This is a genomic window from Maritimibacter alkaliphilus HTCC2654 (assembly GCF_000152805.1).
Taxonomy (GTDB): Bacteria; Pseudomonadota; Alphaproteobacteria; order Rhodobacterales; family Rhodobacteraceae; genus Maritimibacter; species Maritimibacter alkaliphilus.
The window spans coordinates 2,758,387-2,773,810 of record NZ_CH902578.1 but is presented as its reverse complement, the minus strand read 5'-3'; the positions used below and the strand labels follow the sequence as shown (position 1 = coordinate 2,773,810).

12 protein-coding genes are annotated in these 15,424 nt (G+C 63.8%); 5 read left to right on the top strand and 7 right to left on the bottom strand.

Annotated elements, in window-relative coordinates; all coding sequences use genetic code 11:
* Positions 1 to 2: 2 nt before the first annotated feature.
* From RB2654_RS14420 to RB2654_RS14400, 5 genes are read right to left on the bottom strand one after another with little or no spacing between them, the layout of a single operon-like run.
* Positions 3 to 1,157 (bottom strand): acyl-CoA dehydrogenase family protein, encoded by a 1,155-nt coding sequence (locus tag RB2654_RS14420; RefSeq protein ID WP_040884998.1) that lies wholly within the window; start codon positions 1,155 to 1,157, stop codon positions 3 to 5.
* The gene (locus RB2654_RS14415; RefSeq protein WP_040884996.1) at positions 1,157 to 1,957 is read right to left on the bottom strand and encodes an enoyl-CoA hydratase family protein; all 801 of its coding nucleotides are present in this window, start codon (positions 1,955 to 1,957) and stop codon (positions 1,157 to 1,159) included. The genes RB2654_RS14420 and RB2654_RS14415 overlap by 1 nt, the downstream gene beginning before the upstream one ends.
* Before the next feature lies 1 nt (position 1,958).
* Positions 1,959 to 2,432 carry a MarR family winged helix-turn-helix transcriptional regulator gene (locus tag RB2654_RS14410; RefSeq protein ID WP_040884994.1) on the bottom strand — a complete coding sequence of 158 codons (474 nt, stop codon included), beginning with the start codon at positions 2,430 to 2,432 and terminating at the stop codon, positions 1,959 to 1,961.
* Positions 2,429 to 3,172 carry an SDR family NAD(P)-dependent oxidoreductase gene (locus RB2654_RS14405; RefSeq protein WP_040884992.1) on the bottom strand — a complete coding sequence of 248 codons (744 nt, stop codon included), beginning with the start codon at positions 3,170 to 3,172 and terminating at the stop codon, positions 2,429 to 2,431. Before RB2654_RS14405 ends, RB2654_RS14410 begins: the two co-directional genes overlap by 4 nt.
* A complete protein-coding gene (locus RB2654_RS14400; protein ID WP_008333073.1) occupies positions 3,169 to 5,463 on the bottom strand; it encodes a bifunctional salicylyl-CoA 5-hydroxylase/oxidoreductase in 2,295 nt (764 codons plus the stop codon). Before RB2654_RS14400 ends, RB2654_RS14405 begins: the two co-directional genes overlap by 4 nt.
* A gap of 135 nt (positions 5,464 to 5,598) precedes the next feature.
* Between RB2654_RS14400 and RB2654_RS14395 the strand changes: the two genes are divergently transcribed.
* A complete protein-coding gene (locus RB2654_RS14395) occupies positions 5,599 to 6,411 on the top strand; it encodes a hormone-sensitive lipase (protein WP_008333071.1) in 813 nt (270 codons plus the stop codon).
* Between the two features lie 43 nt (positions 6,412 to 6,454).
* Here the strand turns inward: RB2654_RS14395 and RB2654_RS14390 are convergent, their stop codons facing one another.
* Complete coding sequence (locus RB2654_RS14390; protein WP_040884990.1) at positions 6,455 to 7,117, bottom strand: hypothetical protein; 663 nt, start codon at positions 7,115 to 7,117, stop codon at positions 6,455 to 6,457.
* Between the two features lie 84 nt (positions 7,118 to 7,201).
* A complete protein-coding gene (locus tag RB2654_RS14385; protein WP_148912508.1) occupies positions 7,202 to 10,381 on the bottom strand; it encodes a chemotaxis protein CheB in 3,180 nt (1,059 codons plus the stop codon).
* 383 nt (positions 10,382 to 10,764) lie between these two features.
* Here RB2654_RS14385 and RB2654_RS14380 point away from each other — a divergent pair, with 383 nt between their 5' ends.
* From RB2654_RS14380 to RB2654_RS14365, 4 genes are all read left to right on the top strand, one after another.
* The gene (locus RB2654_RS14380; RefSeq protein ID WP_040884988.1) at positions 10,765 to 12,084 is read left to right on the top strand and encodes an NAD(P)-dependent oxidoreductase; all 1,320 of its coding nucleotides are present in this window, start codon (positions 10,765 to 10,767) and stop codon (positions 12,082 to 12,084) included.
* A gap of 27 nt (positions 12,085 to 12,111) precedes the next feature.
* Positions 12,112 to 12,486 (top strand): VOC family protein, encoded by a 375-nt coding sequence (locus RB2654_RS14375; RefSeq protein WP_040884986.1) that lies wholly within the window; start codon positions 12,112 to 12,114, stop codon positions 12,484 to 12,486.
* Position 12,487: 1 nt separating this feature from the next.
* The gene (gene preA, locus RB2654_RS14370; RefSeq protein ID WP_050771970.1) at positions 12,488 to 13,816 is read left to right on the top strand and encodes an NAD-dependent dihydropyrimidine dehydrogenase subunit PreA; all 1,329 of its coding nucleotides are present in this window, start codon (positions 12,488 to 12,490) and stop codon (positions 13,814 to 13,816) included.
* A 270-nt stretch (positions 13,817 to 14,086) separates the two neighbouring features.
* A complete protein-coding gene (locus RB2654_RS14365; protein WP_008333033.1) occupies positions 14,087 to 15,337 on the top strand; it encodes a Zn-dependent hydrolase in 1,251 nt (416 codons plus the stop codon).
* The last annotated feature ends 87 nt before the right edge of the window (positions 15,338 to 15,424 follow it).

Sequence of the window (15,424 nt, the reverse complement as noted above, 5' to 3'; positions counted from 1 at the left end):
GGCTAACCCCTGTGGTGTTGTGCGAGCGTCTGGCGGGCGATGACGACGCGCTGAACGTCGGAGGCGCCCTCGTAGATGCGTAACGCTCTGATTTCGCGGTAAAGTGTCTCGACGGCGCTGCCGGAGCGGACGCCGTCGCCGCCGTGAAGCTGCACTGCCGTATCGATGACCTCCTGCGCCCGATCGGTGGCGAAAAGCTTGGCCATCGCGGCCTCGCGGGTGACCCGCGGCGCGCCGGAATCCTTGGTCCACGCGGCGCGGTAGACGAGAAGCGCGGCGGCGTCGATGTCGAGCGCCATGTCGGCGATATGCCCCTGCACCATCTGAAGCTCGGCCAGCGGCGCGCCCTGTACGCGGCGGTTGGAAACCCGGTTCAGCGACTCGTCCAGCGCGCGGCGGGCGAAACCGAGCGCGGCGGCGGCGACCGAGGCGCGGAACACGTCGAGCACCGACATCGCGATGCGGAACCCCTCGCCGGGGCCGCCGATCATGGACGTGGCCTGCACCCGGCAGTCTTTGAACCTGAGGGTGGCGAGCGGATGGGGCGCGATGGTTTCCAGCCGTTCGGCCACCTCGAACCCCGGCAGGTCCGGGGTGACGATGAAGCACGACAGCCCCTTGGCGCCCGGTGCCTCGCCCGTGCGGGCAAAGAGCGTATAGACGTCCGCGATCTCGCCGTTAGAGATCCACGTCTTTTCGCCGTTCAGGATGTAATCGTCACCGTTGCGGGTGGCGGTCATCGTGGAACTGGCCACGTCGGACCCCGATCCGGGTTCCGTCAGAGCGAAGGCCGAAATCGCCTGACCGCTGCGGGTCTTGGGCAGCCATTCCTGCCTCTGGGCGTCGCTTCCAAAAAGCGTGACCGCCCCGGTGCCAAGCCCCTGCATCGCAAAGGTGAAATCGGCCAGACCGTCGTGCCGGGCGAGCGTTTCGCGGATCAGGGCAAGGCTTCGCACGTCGAGGTCGCCTGTCTCGCTGGCGGAATGCTCCAGAAAGCCCGCGTCACCCAAGGCCCGCACCAGCGCGCGGCAGGCGGCGTCGGTGTCAGAGTGGTCAATCTGACCCAGGTTGGACGCCGCCCAATCCTCCAGCCGTGCGGCGAGGTCGCGGTGGCGCGGCTCGAAGAACGGCCAGTCGAGATAACTCGTGTCGGCCATCAGTCGCCCTCGAACACGGGCGTTTGGCCCGCGATGAAAGCCTCGTAGGCGCGGGTGAAGTCCTGCCCCTGCATACAGATCGCTTGGGCCTGCGCCTCGGCCTCGATCGCCTGATCGAGGCTCATCGACCACTCCTGTGCCAGCATCGTCTTGGTCATCATGTTCGAGAACGTCGGCCCCGACGCGATCCGGCCCGCCATCTTGCGCGCCTCGTCCATCAGCGCGTCCGGCTCGACGACCGCGTTGAAATAGCCCCAGGCGTGGCCTTCTTCGGCACTCATGGACCGGCCCAGATACAAAAGCTCCGACGCGCGGCCCTGACCGATGATCCGGGGCAGCATGGCGCAAGCGCCCATGTCGCAGCCCGCTAGGCCGACGCGGTTGAACAAGAACGCGGTTTTTGATGACGGCGTCGAAATCCGCAGGTCCGAGGCCATGGCGATGATCGCGCCCGCGCCCGCCGATACGCCATCGACCGCCGCGATGATGGGCTTGCCGCAGCCGATCATCGCCTTGACCAGATCACCGGTCATCCGGGTGAAGGTCAAAAGCTCCTTCATCGTCATCTTGGTGAGCGGCCCGATGATGTCGCGCACGTCGCCGCCGGACGAGAAATTCCCGCCGTTCGGCGCAAGGATCACCGCCTTCACCTCGTCGTCGTAGTGAAGCTCACGGAACCAGTCGCGCATCTCGGCGTAGCTGTCGAAGGTCAGCGGGTTCTTCCGCTCGGGCCGGTCGAGAGAGACGATGGCGATGGCCCCGTCGATCTCGCATTTGAAGTGGGACACGTCGGTGCGCATGTCAGGTCTCCTCCTCGTGGTGTGTCGTCAGCTCGTCGAGCCAGGCGGTCATGTTGGCGATGCCGTCCGCGTCGACCGAGCCGAGCAGTTCGTCGATCCAGCCCTCGTGCACGGCGGCGTGGTCGGCAAAAAGCGCGCGCCCTTTCGGGGTCAGGCGGATCAGGTTCGCCCGCCGGTCGCCCGCGACCGAAACGCGCAGCGCCAGCCCCTCGTCGGTCAGCTTGTCCACGATGCCGGTGATGTTTCCGTTGGACACACGCAGGAGCCGGGAAATCTCGCTCATCTTCAGCCCGTCCGGGTGGCGGTGGAGTGCGGACATCACGTCGAAGCGCGGGAGGGTCCAGTCGAAATCCCGGCGCAGGCGTCGGCGCACCTCTTCCTCGATCATCCCACTGGCCTTGAGCAGCTTCAGCCACAGGCGAAGACGTTCCTTGGAGAGGGTTTGTGATGGGCGTTGCCCTGCGTCCGCCGTCATACCTCCCCCCCCGTGATCGAAAGCGTATGGCCGTTCACCGAACGGGCCGCGTCGGACAGGAGCCAAAGCACGGCGCCCGCGACCTCATCCGTCTCGATGAACCGTCCTTGCGGATTGTTGGCGGAAAGCGAGGCGCGCGCGGCCTCTTCGCTCATGCCCGTGGTCTTGACGATGTTCTCGACCGATCGATCCAGCATCGGCGTGTCGATGAAGCCGGGGCAAACGGCGTTGACGGTGATGGGCGTTTTCGCCAGTTCCAGCGCAAGAGCACGGGTCAGGCCAACGACCCCATGCTTGGCCGCGCAATAGGCGGACACGTATGGGTAGCCCTTCAGACCCGCGCTCGACGCAATGGCGACCATCCGGCCCCATCCCGCGGCCTTCATGTCGGCAATCGCGGCCTGCCAGACGTTCGACGTGCCGATGACGTTGACGGCCAGCGTCCGCGACATGAGGTCGGGGGTCATACGCGCGAACGGGGCGCTTTCGGCCATGCCCGCATTGGCCACGACGCCATGAATCGGCCCCGCCTGATCGCGCGCCTTGTCGAAGGCCGCACCGACCGCTTCGGCGTCGGTGACATCGCAGATCTGGTACGGCAGACCCTGTTCGGCCAGCGGCGCCTCGGTCCGACCCATGATGGTGACGGTGGCACCTTCACGCGCCAGCGCCTGCGCGATCGCGGCGCCGACACCCGTTCCGCCGCCTGTGACCACGATATGACGACCCGCAAGGCTCATACCCGTGCCGCCTCGGCATCGCGGTCGGCCAGTCGCCAAGCCTGATCGCGCCCTGCGAGATAGGGCAGCGGCCATGCCTCGGCACGATCACCGACGCGGGTGGCTTCGTGCAGGGTCCAATAGGGATCGGCGAGATGCGGGCGGGCGATGGCGACCAGATCGGCACGCCCGGCCATGAGGATGGAATTGGCGTGGTCGGCTTCGTAGATGTTGCCGACCGCCATGGTCGTGATCCCCGCCGCGTTCTTGATCCGGTCGGAAAACGGCGTCTGGAACATGCGGCCATAGACGGGCTGCGCTTCGGTCGAGGTCTGGCCGGCCGACACGTCGATCAGGTCGGCCCCGGCCCGGTCGAACGCCCTCGCGATTTCGACGGCTTCTTCGGGCGTCACCCCGGCCTCGCCCACCCAGTCGTGCGCCGAGATGCGGACCGACATAGGTTTGCCCGCGGGCCATACCGCCCGCATCGCTTGAAACACTTCGAGAGGATAGCGCAGGCGGTTGTCCAGCGACCCGCCGTAGTCGTCCGTGCGTGTGTTGGAGGTCGGCGAGATGAACGAGGACAAAAGATACCCGTGCGCCGCGTGTAGTTCGATCATGTCGAACCCCGCCCGTGCGGCCATTTCGGTGGAGGCCACGAACTGATCGCGGACCTCGTCCATGTCCGCGCGGGTCATTTCTCGTGGTGTCGCGTTGTCTTCGGACCACGGGATCGCCGAAGCCGAGATCAGATCCCAGTTGCCCGAGGCCAAGGGGGCATCCATCCCCTCCCACCCGAGGTTGGTGGAGCCCTTGCGGCCCGAATGCCCGATCTGGCAGCAGATGCGCGCATCGGTTTCCGCATGGACGAAATCCACGATCCGGGTCCACGCCGCTTCATGCTCCGGCGCGTAAAGTCCGGGGCAGCCCGGCGTGATCCGGCCCGTGGGGGACACGCAGGTCATTTCGGTAAACACCAGCCCCGCCCCACCCTTGGCTCGCTCGCCAAGATGGACGAGGTGCCAGTCGGTCGGCGTGCCGTCCTTGGCTTTGTATTGCGCCATGGGCGATACGACGATGCGGTTCTTCAGCTCCATGTCGCGCAGCTTGAACGGTGTGAACATCGGTGCGCGGACCGGCGCGTTCCCGTCCACGCCCGCGCGCATCGCGAACCAGCGTTCCGCGCTTTGCAGCCAATCGGCATCGCGCAGGCGGAGGTTTTCGTGGCTGATCCGCTGCGACCGGGTCAGAAGCGAATAGTTGAACTGCACCGGGTCGAGGTCGAGATACCGCTCAACGTCCTCGAACCATTCAAGAGAGTTGCGCGCCGCCGATTGAAGGCGCAACACGTCGAGCCGCCGCTCGTCCTGATACCGCTCGAACGCACGCTCCATCGTCGGCTCGCGATGCAGGAATTCCGCCAGCGCGATGGCGCTGTCGAATGCCAGCCGCGTGCCGGAACCGATCGAGAAATGCGCGGTGGCCGAGGCGTCGCCCAGAAGCACCACGTTCTCATGGTGCCAACGTTCGCACAGCACGCGGGGGAAGTTGATCCAGACCGCCGAGCCGCGCAGGTGGCCCGCGTTCGACATCAGCGCGTGACCGTCGAGATGACGCTCGAAGATGCGGCGGCAGGTTTCGACCGTCTCGTCCTTGGTCATGCCTTCGAAGCCGAAGCGATCCCACGTCTCCTGCGAGCATTCGACGATGAAGGTCGCGGTGTCGGCGTCGAATTGATAGGCATGGGCCCAGACCCAGCCATGTTCGGTCTTTTCGAAGATGAAGGTGAAGGCGTCGTCGAATTTCTGATGTGTGCCGAGCCAGACGAACTTGCACTTTCGCGTGTCCACGTCCGGTTTGAATGTGTCGGCATAGGCGGCCCGCACGCGGGAGTTCAGGCCGTCGCAGCCGACCACGAGGTCATAGTCCTTTCGGATAGCCTCGATATCGTCGAACTGGGTTTCGAACCGCAAGTCGACCCCAAGCTCGCGCGCCCGCTCCTGTAACAGCACCAGCATCTGTTTGCGCCCGATCCCCGCGAAGCCGTGGCCGCCCGACACCGTTCGCACGCCGCCATGAATCACCGCGATATCGTCCCAGTAGGCGAAGTGATCGCGGATCTGCTGCGCGCTTTTCGGATCGTTCGCTTCGAGGTTTTCCAGCGCGTCGTCGCTGAGAACCACACCCCAGCCGAAGGTGTCGTTGGCACGGTTTCGCTCCATCACGACGATCTCGTGCGACGGGTCGCGCAGCTTCATCGAAATCGCGAAGTAGAGACCGGCGGGTCCACCACCCAGACAGGCGATCCGCATCGTGGCGCTCCTTTCCCAATGCCGGGATCAAGCCCCGACTCACTCAAAGCCTACGCCTTGCCAAAAATACTTCAAGCTTGAAATTTTTATGTTTGCACTATACCCTGAACCAGAGCGTGCGAGAGGGGTGCGGCGATGGGCAGTGCAGTGGCGGACACCGGGATCGACTGGGAAGAAGCCTTCGTGAATGCAGGCCGCATCGACGGCGGCGAAACTTACCCCGATCTCTGGACCGACAGGGCCGAGGCGTTCCGCAAGAGCGCGTCCGCCGCGTTCGACATTCCCTATGGCGATCATGACAGGCAGGTGTTCGACCTGTTTCACCCGGCAGGCACACCACGCGGGTTGGCGGTCATCGTGCATGGCGGCTACTGGCTCAGGTTCGACAAAACTTTCTGGTCGGATCTGGCTGAAGGCGCTTTGGCACATGGCTGGGCCGTCGCGATGCCGAGTTACCGCTTGGCCCCCGAGGTGCGGATTTCGGAAATCTCGAAAGACATCGCCAGCGCCATTGCTGCGGCGGGCGAGCGGGTTGCGGGGCCGATCCGGCTGACCGGACATTCGGCAGGCGGCCATCTGGTCACCCGCATGGTTTCGGAGTCTACCCCCCTGCTCAAAGCGGTTGCCGACCGGGTCGAACGGGTCGTCTCGATCTCGGGCCTGCACGATCTGCGCCCGCTCCGACGGAATTCGATGAACGAGGCCCTGCGCCTCGATGCCGATGAGGCGGCGGCGGAAAGTCCCGCGCTGGGCAGCAAGCGCGGGAAGGTGGATGTGACGGCATGGGTCGGCGCACGGGAACGGCCGGAGTTCCTGCGGCAAGCCGCGCTACTTGCCGAAGCGTGGAACATACCGCTCGTCGCCGATCCGGGGCGTCACCACTTCAACGTGATCGACGGGCTCAAAGACCCGGATCATCCGCTTTGTCGGGCGTTCGCCGCAGATTGAGCGTTGCGGGAGGTGCCCGCTGGACGGCTCAATGCGGGAACGCTCAATACCGCCCGATGGCGTTCGTCTGGGCCGCGATCTGCCGGGCCGCAAGGTCGAGGTCGGGGGCATTGCGCAGATAGCGTTGCAGCAGGACCGCGAAGAACCCGATTTCGTTCCGGTTGCGCGCAAGCACTTCCAGCCGTTCGGCCACCTGCTCCATCACATTGCGGCTGAGGGTGGTCGGCGGCCCGACGTCGGCAAGATCGAGCGCGGGGTGCAGAAGCGACAAGAGCGTATGGGCCGCCGCCCCTTCGAGTTTGGCGAACATATCCGTCTCGGTCCGGTACTTGGGCAGAAGGACCGCCTGAAGCGCGCCCAGCGCCCGAATGAAGCGGATGGTCAGCGACTGAATGCCGGTGACGACCGACTGCGCGATGACGCGGATGCCGCCGAGCACCAAACCGGGAATTTCGATGAGCGCGGAACTGTCGGCCATCACGCCCTTCGCCGGCCCGTCGGGCAGGTAGGGCTGCAACTCGCCCAGAAACTGCGGAACGAAGGCCTGCGCAAGCGGCAGGTTGTTGCGAAATCCGATGCGGTGATGGACGTCGCCGCGGTTGATGTCGATCTGCTCGGCGAACCATTCGCCCGAGTCCGAATCGCGGACGAGGCGAATCTGGAGCGTGTCGTTGGGTCCGTCTTCCGAGATCTGTTCCATGCTCATACTCTATTCACCTCGACGGCTTCGCGCTACTTCTCGCGAGTTAACAAACTCTTAACGCCTGCCCCGCCGTAGCGCCGTTTCGGGTCAGGTCACGATCTGAAACGACCCGTACAGGTGGGTCGCCTTGCCGTTTTCATCCACTTCCGCACGCCCCGTGCCGCGGCACTTCGCGCGGCTTCCATCCGGGCGCTCGATCTCTTCGACGTAGTCGTAAGGCTCGTTCTTCTCGATCGCCGACTGCATGTAATCCGCGACGCGGTCGCGCGCGTCCCCCACGAACAGGCGCAGCGCCGTATCGACCACCGGGGGTTCGCTCGGATCGAGACCGAGGATGTCGTAAAGCTGCGGGCTCCAGTACGGCAGGTCGTGCTCGATATCGTAGGAATAGAAGCCGATCCCCTGATCCGCCGCGACCTCGTTGTAATGCTGAACCAGCAGGTCTTCGTTCCGCTGGCGCGAGAAATCGCGGAACACGCCGACCAGCGCCACGGCTTCGCCAGCCTCGTTCCGCACCGACGATCCGGCCGCTTCGACCACGATCGTGCGCCCGTCCGCGCGATTGAGGCGGGCGAAGAAGTGGAAGGGCTCGCCGGTTTCGACGGTCTTGTCGATGGCCGTGCGCACCATCGCCTGATCGTCGGGATGATAGAAGTTCACCCCTTCGTCCAACTGCCTGCGGTGGTTGTCCGGGTCGATACCGTGGATCAGATAGGTCTCACGCGACCAGTCCAGTTCGCCCGTCGTAAGGTTCATCTTCCAGGTGCCGATGTCGCCGAAGGTGCGCAGCGTCTCGTTCAGCTTGCCTTCGATGGACATATCCACCTCGTCGGCCAGAACGATCAGGCCGATCAGCCCCTCGCCCTCGGTGGACAAGGGAGACACGGACAGGGTGATGAGCGAGTCGCCGATTTCGATGTTGCGGGTGTGAACCTGCCGGTCGAGCAGGGCCTGCGAACAGATGTCGACGAGGGGCGGGTAGCCTTTGGGAATGTAGCACTGCGACAGATGACCCAGCGAATGCCCCCGTTCCTTGATCTGGAACGTCTGGATCGCGCTTTTCGACGCGTGGCGGATAAGCAGGCCGAGGTCCAGCATCATCATCACCGTAGGGATGCCCGAGATCAGACCGTTGAGCTCTGCGGTCGTCCGCTCAAGCTGCGAGGTGTTGACCAGCAGTTCCTCGTTCACCGTGATGAGTTCTTCGTTCGTCGACTGAAGCTCCTCGTTCGAGGTTTCGAGCTCCTCGTTCGTGGACTGCAATTCCTCGTTGGACGACTGGAGTTCTTCGTTCAGCGACTGAAGCTCTTCGTTCGATGTCTGAAGCTGTTCGATGGTGACCTGAAGCGTATCGCGGGTGCGGGTCAGTTCGGTTTCGAGATAGTCGAGGTAATCCGTCCGCTCGGCTTCGTCGCCCTTCGGCTCTTCCCGCATCTCGGTCTCAAAACCGATCAGGACGAGCGGCTCATTCTCGGAATCGCCGCTTTCCGGCATGATCGGATAGGCGACCATGCGAAGGTTGTTGTATCCGCGCCCGTCGATCTGGTGCCATTGACCGGCGCGCGTTTCCTTGTGTTTCAGCGCAACCAGAACCATCGACCCGGCCTCATAGGCCAAAGTCTTTTTCAGGACGCCAAGGGTCATGCTGCCCTGAATCGGCTCCCGCATCTCAACGAATTCGGCGATGTCGCCGTAGATCTTGAGGATCGACTTTTCGCTGTTCGTCAGGATGCCTGTGGACACGACCGACCGGGCGAGCGAGTCGAAGCGCCACGTGTTTTCGTGGACGATCTGGCCGCGATGGAACCCGGTGCCCGACCCCGACTGGAAATTGAGCCCCGCAGGCAAGGTGCGTTCCGGCCCCGGCGGACGGGACAGACGCAGCGAACGCTTGCCGAAGATCTTCGAGTTCGACTCGATGGGCACGAAGTAGCTTTCCAGCACGCCCGTCGTCTCGGACGTGCCGAGGAACAACAGACCATCCGATTTCAGCGCATACTGAATGCGGGTCAGCACGCGCTCCTGCAACTTCGCCTCGAAATAGATCAGCACGTTTCGGATCGACACGAGGTCGATCGACATGAACGGCGCATCCTGAAACACGTTGTGGCGGGTGAACATGACATGCTGCTTGAGCTTGTCCTTCACCTTCACGGTGTCGTCTGACACGTCGAAGTAACGGTCGAGGAAGCGGGCCGGAATGTCGCTGGCCGCAGAGGCCGGGTATTTGCCCTTGCGACCGATGCCCAGCGCCCGGTCGTCGATGTCCGTCGCGAAAATCTGAAGTTTGTCCTTGGACAGTTTTTCAAGCCCGCCCAGCGCCTCGGCCACGAGGATCGCGATGGAATACGCCTCTTCCCCCGTCGCGCATCCCGGCACCCAGACCCGGATCGTTTCGTCGTCGTGATCCGCGAACCGCTCGGCGATTTCCTGTTCCAGCGCGGCGAACTGATCGGGATCGCGGAAGAAGTTGGTGACCGAGATCAGGAGGTCGCGATACAGCGCCTCGACCTCTTCCACCGAGCGGCGGCAAAGCTCGACATATTCCTCGAACGTCTCGATGCCCTTCGCGAACATCCGGCGATGGATGCGACGGTTGATCGTCGTTTCCTTGTAGTGTCGGAAATCGACCAGTGTGTGCGCGAGCAGGATCTGGAACAGGTCGTGGTTCTTCGACGTCTTTTCGTTCAGATCCTTGAGCGACGACAGGTCGCGCGGCTGTTGCAGGACGGTGGCAAGGTGCTGGCCGATCTGTTCGGGCGTGAGCGTGAGGTCGACGCAACCCGTCCGGATCGCCGAGATCGGCATCGAGTCGTATTTCGACGTGCCGGGGTCTTGCGCGATGGTGATCCCGCCCGCTTCGCGGATGGCCTGCACGCCATATGACCCGTCGCTTCCGGTGCCGGACAGCACGACACCGACCGCATTCGACCCCAGATCGCTCGCCAGAGATTTCAGCAGGCGGTCGGCGGACGGCTTGGGCGCGGCATGGTGACCGACGGGTTCGCGCAGGACGAGCGTGCCGTTCTCCAACACGACATCGCGGCCCGGCGGCGGGACATAGATCGTTCCGGGCGACGGCACGGTTTCCGCCTCGACCTCTTCGACCTTCAGTCGAGTCTCGCGCGACAAGAGCGGCACCAGCATACTCTTGTGGCTGGGCGACATATGCTGCGCGATCACATAGGCGCAATTCAGGCTCTTGGGCAGGTTCTGGGCCAGCAAGGACGTGGCCTCGAGCCCCCCTGCCGACGCTGCAATTCCCACGACAATCAGATCTTCGACCACCTGATCCAAATTCAGCCCTCACGATCCCCACCGAGCTTTCGTTGCGCCCGGTTTCGTGTTTCCCATCAATCTCTACGACCGGCCCGAACCTCTGCTTTCGGTTTGCAACCACTCGCCCCGCCATACATCTTAAAGGCGAATGAGTTCGAGGGCGAGACCCAATTGCGGGTAGCGCCCGTTCCCTTCACGAAGTCGAAGCAACGCCTTCGTCAACGCTCTGCACAACAATTGACCAATTGGAAAAATATCCGGCGCGTCGCGCGGCAGGTGTGGAATGAAACACCGCAATAATTTTTACCAATTGATAAAAAAGTCGAGTCATGCCAGCGTTCTCCAAAAGAACAATCTACAGGGAGACAGCCGTGACCCATTCCCCACAAACCCCCGGCGTGGTTGCCGAGCGTTTGCAGGCACCGGCGCTGGCCGACAACTTTTCGGATTTGCATCCGCCGCTCGATGCGCATGAGGCGCATGTCGCGGCGGACCGCTGTTATTTCTGCCACGATGCGCCGTGCATGGAAGCCTGCCCGACCGACATCGACATTCCGCTTTTCATCCGGCAGATCATGACCGGCACGCCGGAAGCGGCGGCCAAGACGATCCTCGAACAGAATATCCTCGGCGGCATGTGCGCCCGCGTCTGTCCGACCGAAACGCTGTGCGAAGAGGTCTGCGTGCGCGAGGTTGCCGAGGGCGAGCCGGTTCAGATCGGCCGCCTGCAACGCTACGCCACCGACACGCTGATGCGCGCGAACGTGCACCCGTTCAAGCGGGCCGAGCCGACCGGAAAGCGCGTGGCGGTCGTCGGCGCCGGGCCTGCGGGTCTGTCGGCGGCACACCGGCTGGCGATGCATGGGCATGACGTGGTGATTTACGAAGCAAAGCCGAAACCGGGCGGGCTGAACGAATACGGGATCGCGACCTACAAGACCGTCGATGATTTCGCTGCGCGTGAAGTCGACTGGCTGATGCAGATCGGCGGGATCACGATGGAACTGGGCAAGGCGCTCGGCTCCGACATCACGCTCGACGGGTTGGCCGCCGACTTCGATGCGGTCTTCCTCGGGATCGGGCTGGGCAACACAAATGCGCTCGGGATCGAGGGCGAAGAGCTTGGCGGCGTCGTGGATGCGGTGAAATTCATTGCGGACCTGCGCCAGACCGACGACCTGACCAAACTCCCCGTTGGCCGCAACGTGGTGGTGATCGGCGGTGGCATGACGGCGATCGACGCTGCCGTTCAATCCAAACTGCTGGGCGCCGAGAACGTCACGCTGGTCTACCGCCGGTCGCAGGACAAGATGCCAGCATCGGAATACGAACAGCACCTCGCGCAATCCAAGGGCGTGCACATCATGTCGGGCGTCGCGCCCGTCTCGCTGATCGGCGAGGGGCACGTCGCCGCCATCGAACTCGCCTATACCGACGAGAACGCCAAGCCGACGGGCGAAACCTTCACGCTGCCCGCCGATCAGGTGTTCAAGGCCATCGGGCAGGTGTTCGATGAGGTTGCAGGCCTCGACACCGACGGGCGCAAGATCAAGGTGACGGGCGCCGGGCGCACATCGCGCGCGGGCGTCTGGGCCGGGGGCGACTGCACGGCGGGCGAAGACCTGACCGTGGTGGCCGTGTCCGAGGGCCGCGACGCCGCCGAGGACATCCACGCGAGCCTTATGGGATAAGCGGACCGAACCGGGGAGCCAGGCAAAATGCCCAGCCACATCCATTTCCAGTCCATCAGCGCGACGGATCAGGCGCGCGCGGTGGCGTTCTATACCGAGAAGCTGGGCTTCGAGGTGGAACGGGATGAGGCCTATGGCGACGACCGCTGGATTTTCGTCCAGCTTCCCGGTGCGCAGACCATGCTCCAGATCGCGAAAGAAAGCGCGATCACACCAAGCGACAAGCCCGCCCTCGTTCTGCTGTGTGACGACGTCGACGCCGACGTGGCCGCGCTCAGGAATCTGGGCGTGCCCATCCATCTCGGCCCGGACACCGCGCCGTGGGACCCGTCGACCCGCTGGGCGATGATCCACGACAGCGAGGGCAATCTCATTCTTCTTCAGACCGTAGGAGGCCAATGACATGGCAGACCTGACGACCGATTTCGTAGGTATCAAATCCCCCAACCCATTCTGGCTGGCTTCGGCACCGCCGACCGACAAGGAATACAACGTCCGCCGCGCCTTCGAGGCCGGATGGGGCGGCGTCGTGTGGAAGACGCTCGGCGAAGAAGGCCCGCCCGTCGTGAACGTTTCGGGCCCGCGCTATGGCGCGATCTGGGGCGCGGATCGGCGGCTTCTGGGCCTGAACAACATCGAACTCATCACCGACCGCCCGCTTCAGACCAACCTCGACGAGATCAAGCGCGTCAAAGCCGACTACCCGGATCGCGCCGTGGTCGTGTCGCTAATGGTTCCGCTGGACGAGGATGCCTGGCGCAAGATCCTCGACCGTGTGGGCGAGACGGGCGCGGATGGGGTCGAACTGAACTTCGGCTGCCCGCATGGCATGGCCGAGCGCGGCATGGGGTCCGCCGTCGGCCAGGTGCCCGAGTATGTCGGCCAGATCACCCAGTGGGTCAAAAAGCACTCCGACCTGCCCTGCATCGTGAAGCTGACACCGAACATCACCGACATCCGCCAGCCCGCGCTCGCCGCGAAGCAAGGCGGGGCCGATGCGGTGTCGATGATCAACACGATCAACTCGATCACGTCCGTGAACCTTGACGCGATGTGCCCCGAACCGATGATCGACGGGCTTGGCACCCACGGCGGTTATTGCGGCCCGGCGGTGAAGCCCATCGCGATGAACATGGTCGCCGAAGTGGCCCGTTGGGAAAAAACCGCCGGCATCCCGATCTCGGCCATCGGCGGAATTTCGACATGGCGCGACGCGGCCGAGTTCATGGCACTGGGCGCGGGCAATGCGCAGGTCTGCACGGCAGCGATGACCTATGGCTTCCGCATCGTGAAAGAGATGTGCTCGGGCATGAGTCAGTGGATGGACGAAAAGGGCTATACCAAGACCTCGGACTTCATCGGCATGGCGACCCCGCGGGTCACCGACTGGCAGCACCTGAACCTCGACTACGTGACCAAGGCCGAAATCGATCAGGACCTCTGCATTTCCTGCGGTCGCTGTTTCGCGGCCTGCGAGGACACCTCGCATCAGGCCATTGCCATGTCGGAAGACCGCACTTTCACGGTGAAGGACGACGAATGCGTCGCCTGCAACCTGTGCGTCAACGTCTGCCCGGTCGAAGGCTGCATCACCATGCGCCGCCTTGAACCCGGCGAAACCGACTTGCGGACCGGCATGACCATCCCGGCGGAGGACGACAAGCGCACGTGGCTCGAACACCCGAACAACCCGATGGGCGATCCGCTGACCTGCATCTCGCGCGGTCAGTGAGCGGTGCTTGACCGCGGGTTGGCCTGTGCTAGCCTTGATTTAACCGAATGGTAAAAACCAGAACTTCTGCCGAAGCCCCTGCAAAACAAGGGGCGCGGCGACGCAACAGGGACAAGGGCGATGCTGCATCGCGCGAAATCACAGATCGGTTCGGAGGCGTCACAGCGCACCCGACCGCGTCCGCCCATTTCCCTGTTGCACAATTTGACGGCGGCGCGCCTGATGTATGGGCGTCCGCCCGCGACTGCGACGAAATGACAGGAGAGTGCCATGGCAGCCCCCGGTGAGAACCTTCGTATCAACGCCGACCGGCTTTGGGACAGCCTGATGGAAATGGCCAAGATCGGCCCCGGCGTGGCGGGCGGCAACAACCGTCAGACCCTGACCGACGCCGATGCCGAAGGGCGCGCCCTGTTCCAGAAGTGGTGCGAGGATGCGGGCATGAGCATGGGGGTGGACACCATGGGCAACATGTTCGCGACCCGCGAAGGGACCGACCCCGATGCGCTTCCCGTCTACATGGGCAGCCACCTCGACACCCAGCCGACGGGCGGGAAATACGACGGGGTTCTGGGCGTGCTCGGCGCGCTGGAGGCCGTGCGCTCGATGAACGATCTGGGGATCAAGACCAAGCATCCCATCGTGATCGCGAACTGGACGAACGAAGAAGGCACACGGTTCGCCCCCGCGATGCTGTCGTCCGGCGTTTTCGCGGGCATCCACACGCAGGACTGGGCCTATGACCGGGTCGATGCGGAAGGGAAAAAGTTCGGCGACGAGTTGAAGCGGATCGGCTGGGTCGGCGACGAAGAGGTCGGCGCGCGCAAGATGCACGCGATGTTCGAACTGCACATCGAACAGGGCCCGATCCTCGAGGCCGAAGAAAAGGACATCGGCGTCGTCACCCACGGTCAGGGCCTGTCGTGGACGCAGGTGACCGTAACGGGCAAGGAAAGCCACACCGGCTCGACCCCGATGCCGATGCGCAAGAACGCAGGGCTGGGCATGGGGCGCATTCTGGAACTGGTGGACGAGATCGCGTGGTCCCACAAACCCGACGCGGTGGGGGCTGCTGGTCATATCGACATCTACCCCAACAGCCGAAACGTGATCCCCGGCAAGGCGGTGTTCACCGTCGACTTCCGCTCTCCGAACCTCGCCACCATTCAGGACATGGAAAAGCGGCTGGCCGAGGGCGCCAAGAAGATCTGCGACGAGATGGGGCTGGAGGTCGAGCTTGAGAAGGTCGGCGGCTTCGATCCCGTCGAGTTCGACAAGGACTGCGTGAGCGCCGTGCGCGACGCGGCGGACCGGCTGGGCTACAGCCACCGCGACATCATCTCGGGCGCGGGTCACGATGCCTGCTGGATCAATCAGGTCGCCCCGACCGCGATGATAATGTGCCCCTGCGTCGACGGTCTCAGCCACAACGAGGCCGAAGAAATCTCGAAAGACTGGGCGATGGCCGGGGCCGACGTCTTGTTCCACGCCGCGCTCGAAACGGCGGAGATCGTTTCTTGAGAGTTGATCCGGCCAATCGTCGCCGGCTCCTATCGGCATGCGATGCAAGGAGACGACTTGATTTGACCTGCGTCCGCGTAGCGACAA

What these genes read in the sequence shown, in the direction of transcription:
- RB2654_RS14400 (WP_008333073.1), bottom strand. Translation starts at nt 5,463, where the DNA reads ATGCGGATCGCCTGTCTGGGTGGTGGACCCGCCGGTCTCTACTTCGCG.
- RB2654_RS14365 (WP_008333033.1), top strand. Translation starts at nt 14,087, where the DNA reads ATGGCAGCCCCCGGTGAGAACCTTCGTATCAACGCCGACCGGCTTTGG.
- RB2654_RS14410 (WP_040884994.1), bottom strand. Translation starts at nt 2,432, where the DNA reads ATGACGGCGGACGCAGGGCAACGCCCATCACAAACCCTCTCCAAGGAA.
- RB2654_RS14405 (WP_040884992.1), bottom strand. Translation starts at nt 3,172, where the DNA reads ATGAGCCTTGCGGGTCGTCATATCGTGGTCACAGGCGGCGGAACGGGT.
- RB2654_RS14415 (WP_040884996.1), bottom strand. Translation starts at nt 1,957, where the DNA reads ATGCGCACCGACGTGTCCCACTTCAAATGCGAGATCGACGGGGCCATC.
- RB2654_RS14420 (WP_040884998.1), bottom strand. Translation starts at nt 1,157, where the DNA reads ATGGCCGACACGAGTTATCTCGACTGGCCGTTCTTCGAGCCGCGCCAC.
- RB2654_RS14390 (WP_040884990.1), bottom strand. Translation starts at nt 7,117, where the DNA reads ATGAGCATGGAACAGATCTCGGAAGACGGACCCAACGACACGCTCCAG.
- RB2654_RS14375 (WP_040884986.1), top strand. Translation starts at nt 12,112, where the DNA reads ATGCCCAGCCACATCCATTTCCAGTCCATCAGCGCGACGGATCAGGCG.
- RB2654_RS14395 (WP_008333071.1), top strand. Translation starts at nt 5,599, where the DNA reads ATGGGCAGTGCAGTGGCGGACACCGGGATCGACTGGGAAGAAGCCTTC.
- preA (WP_050771970.1), top strand. Translation starts at nt 12,488, where the DNA reads ATGGCAGACCTGACGACCGATTTCGTAGGTATCAAATCCCCCAACCCA.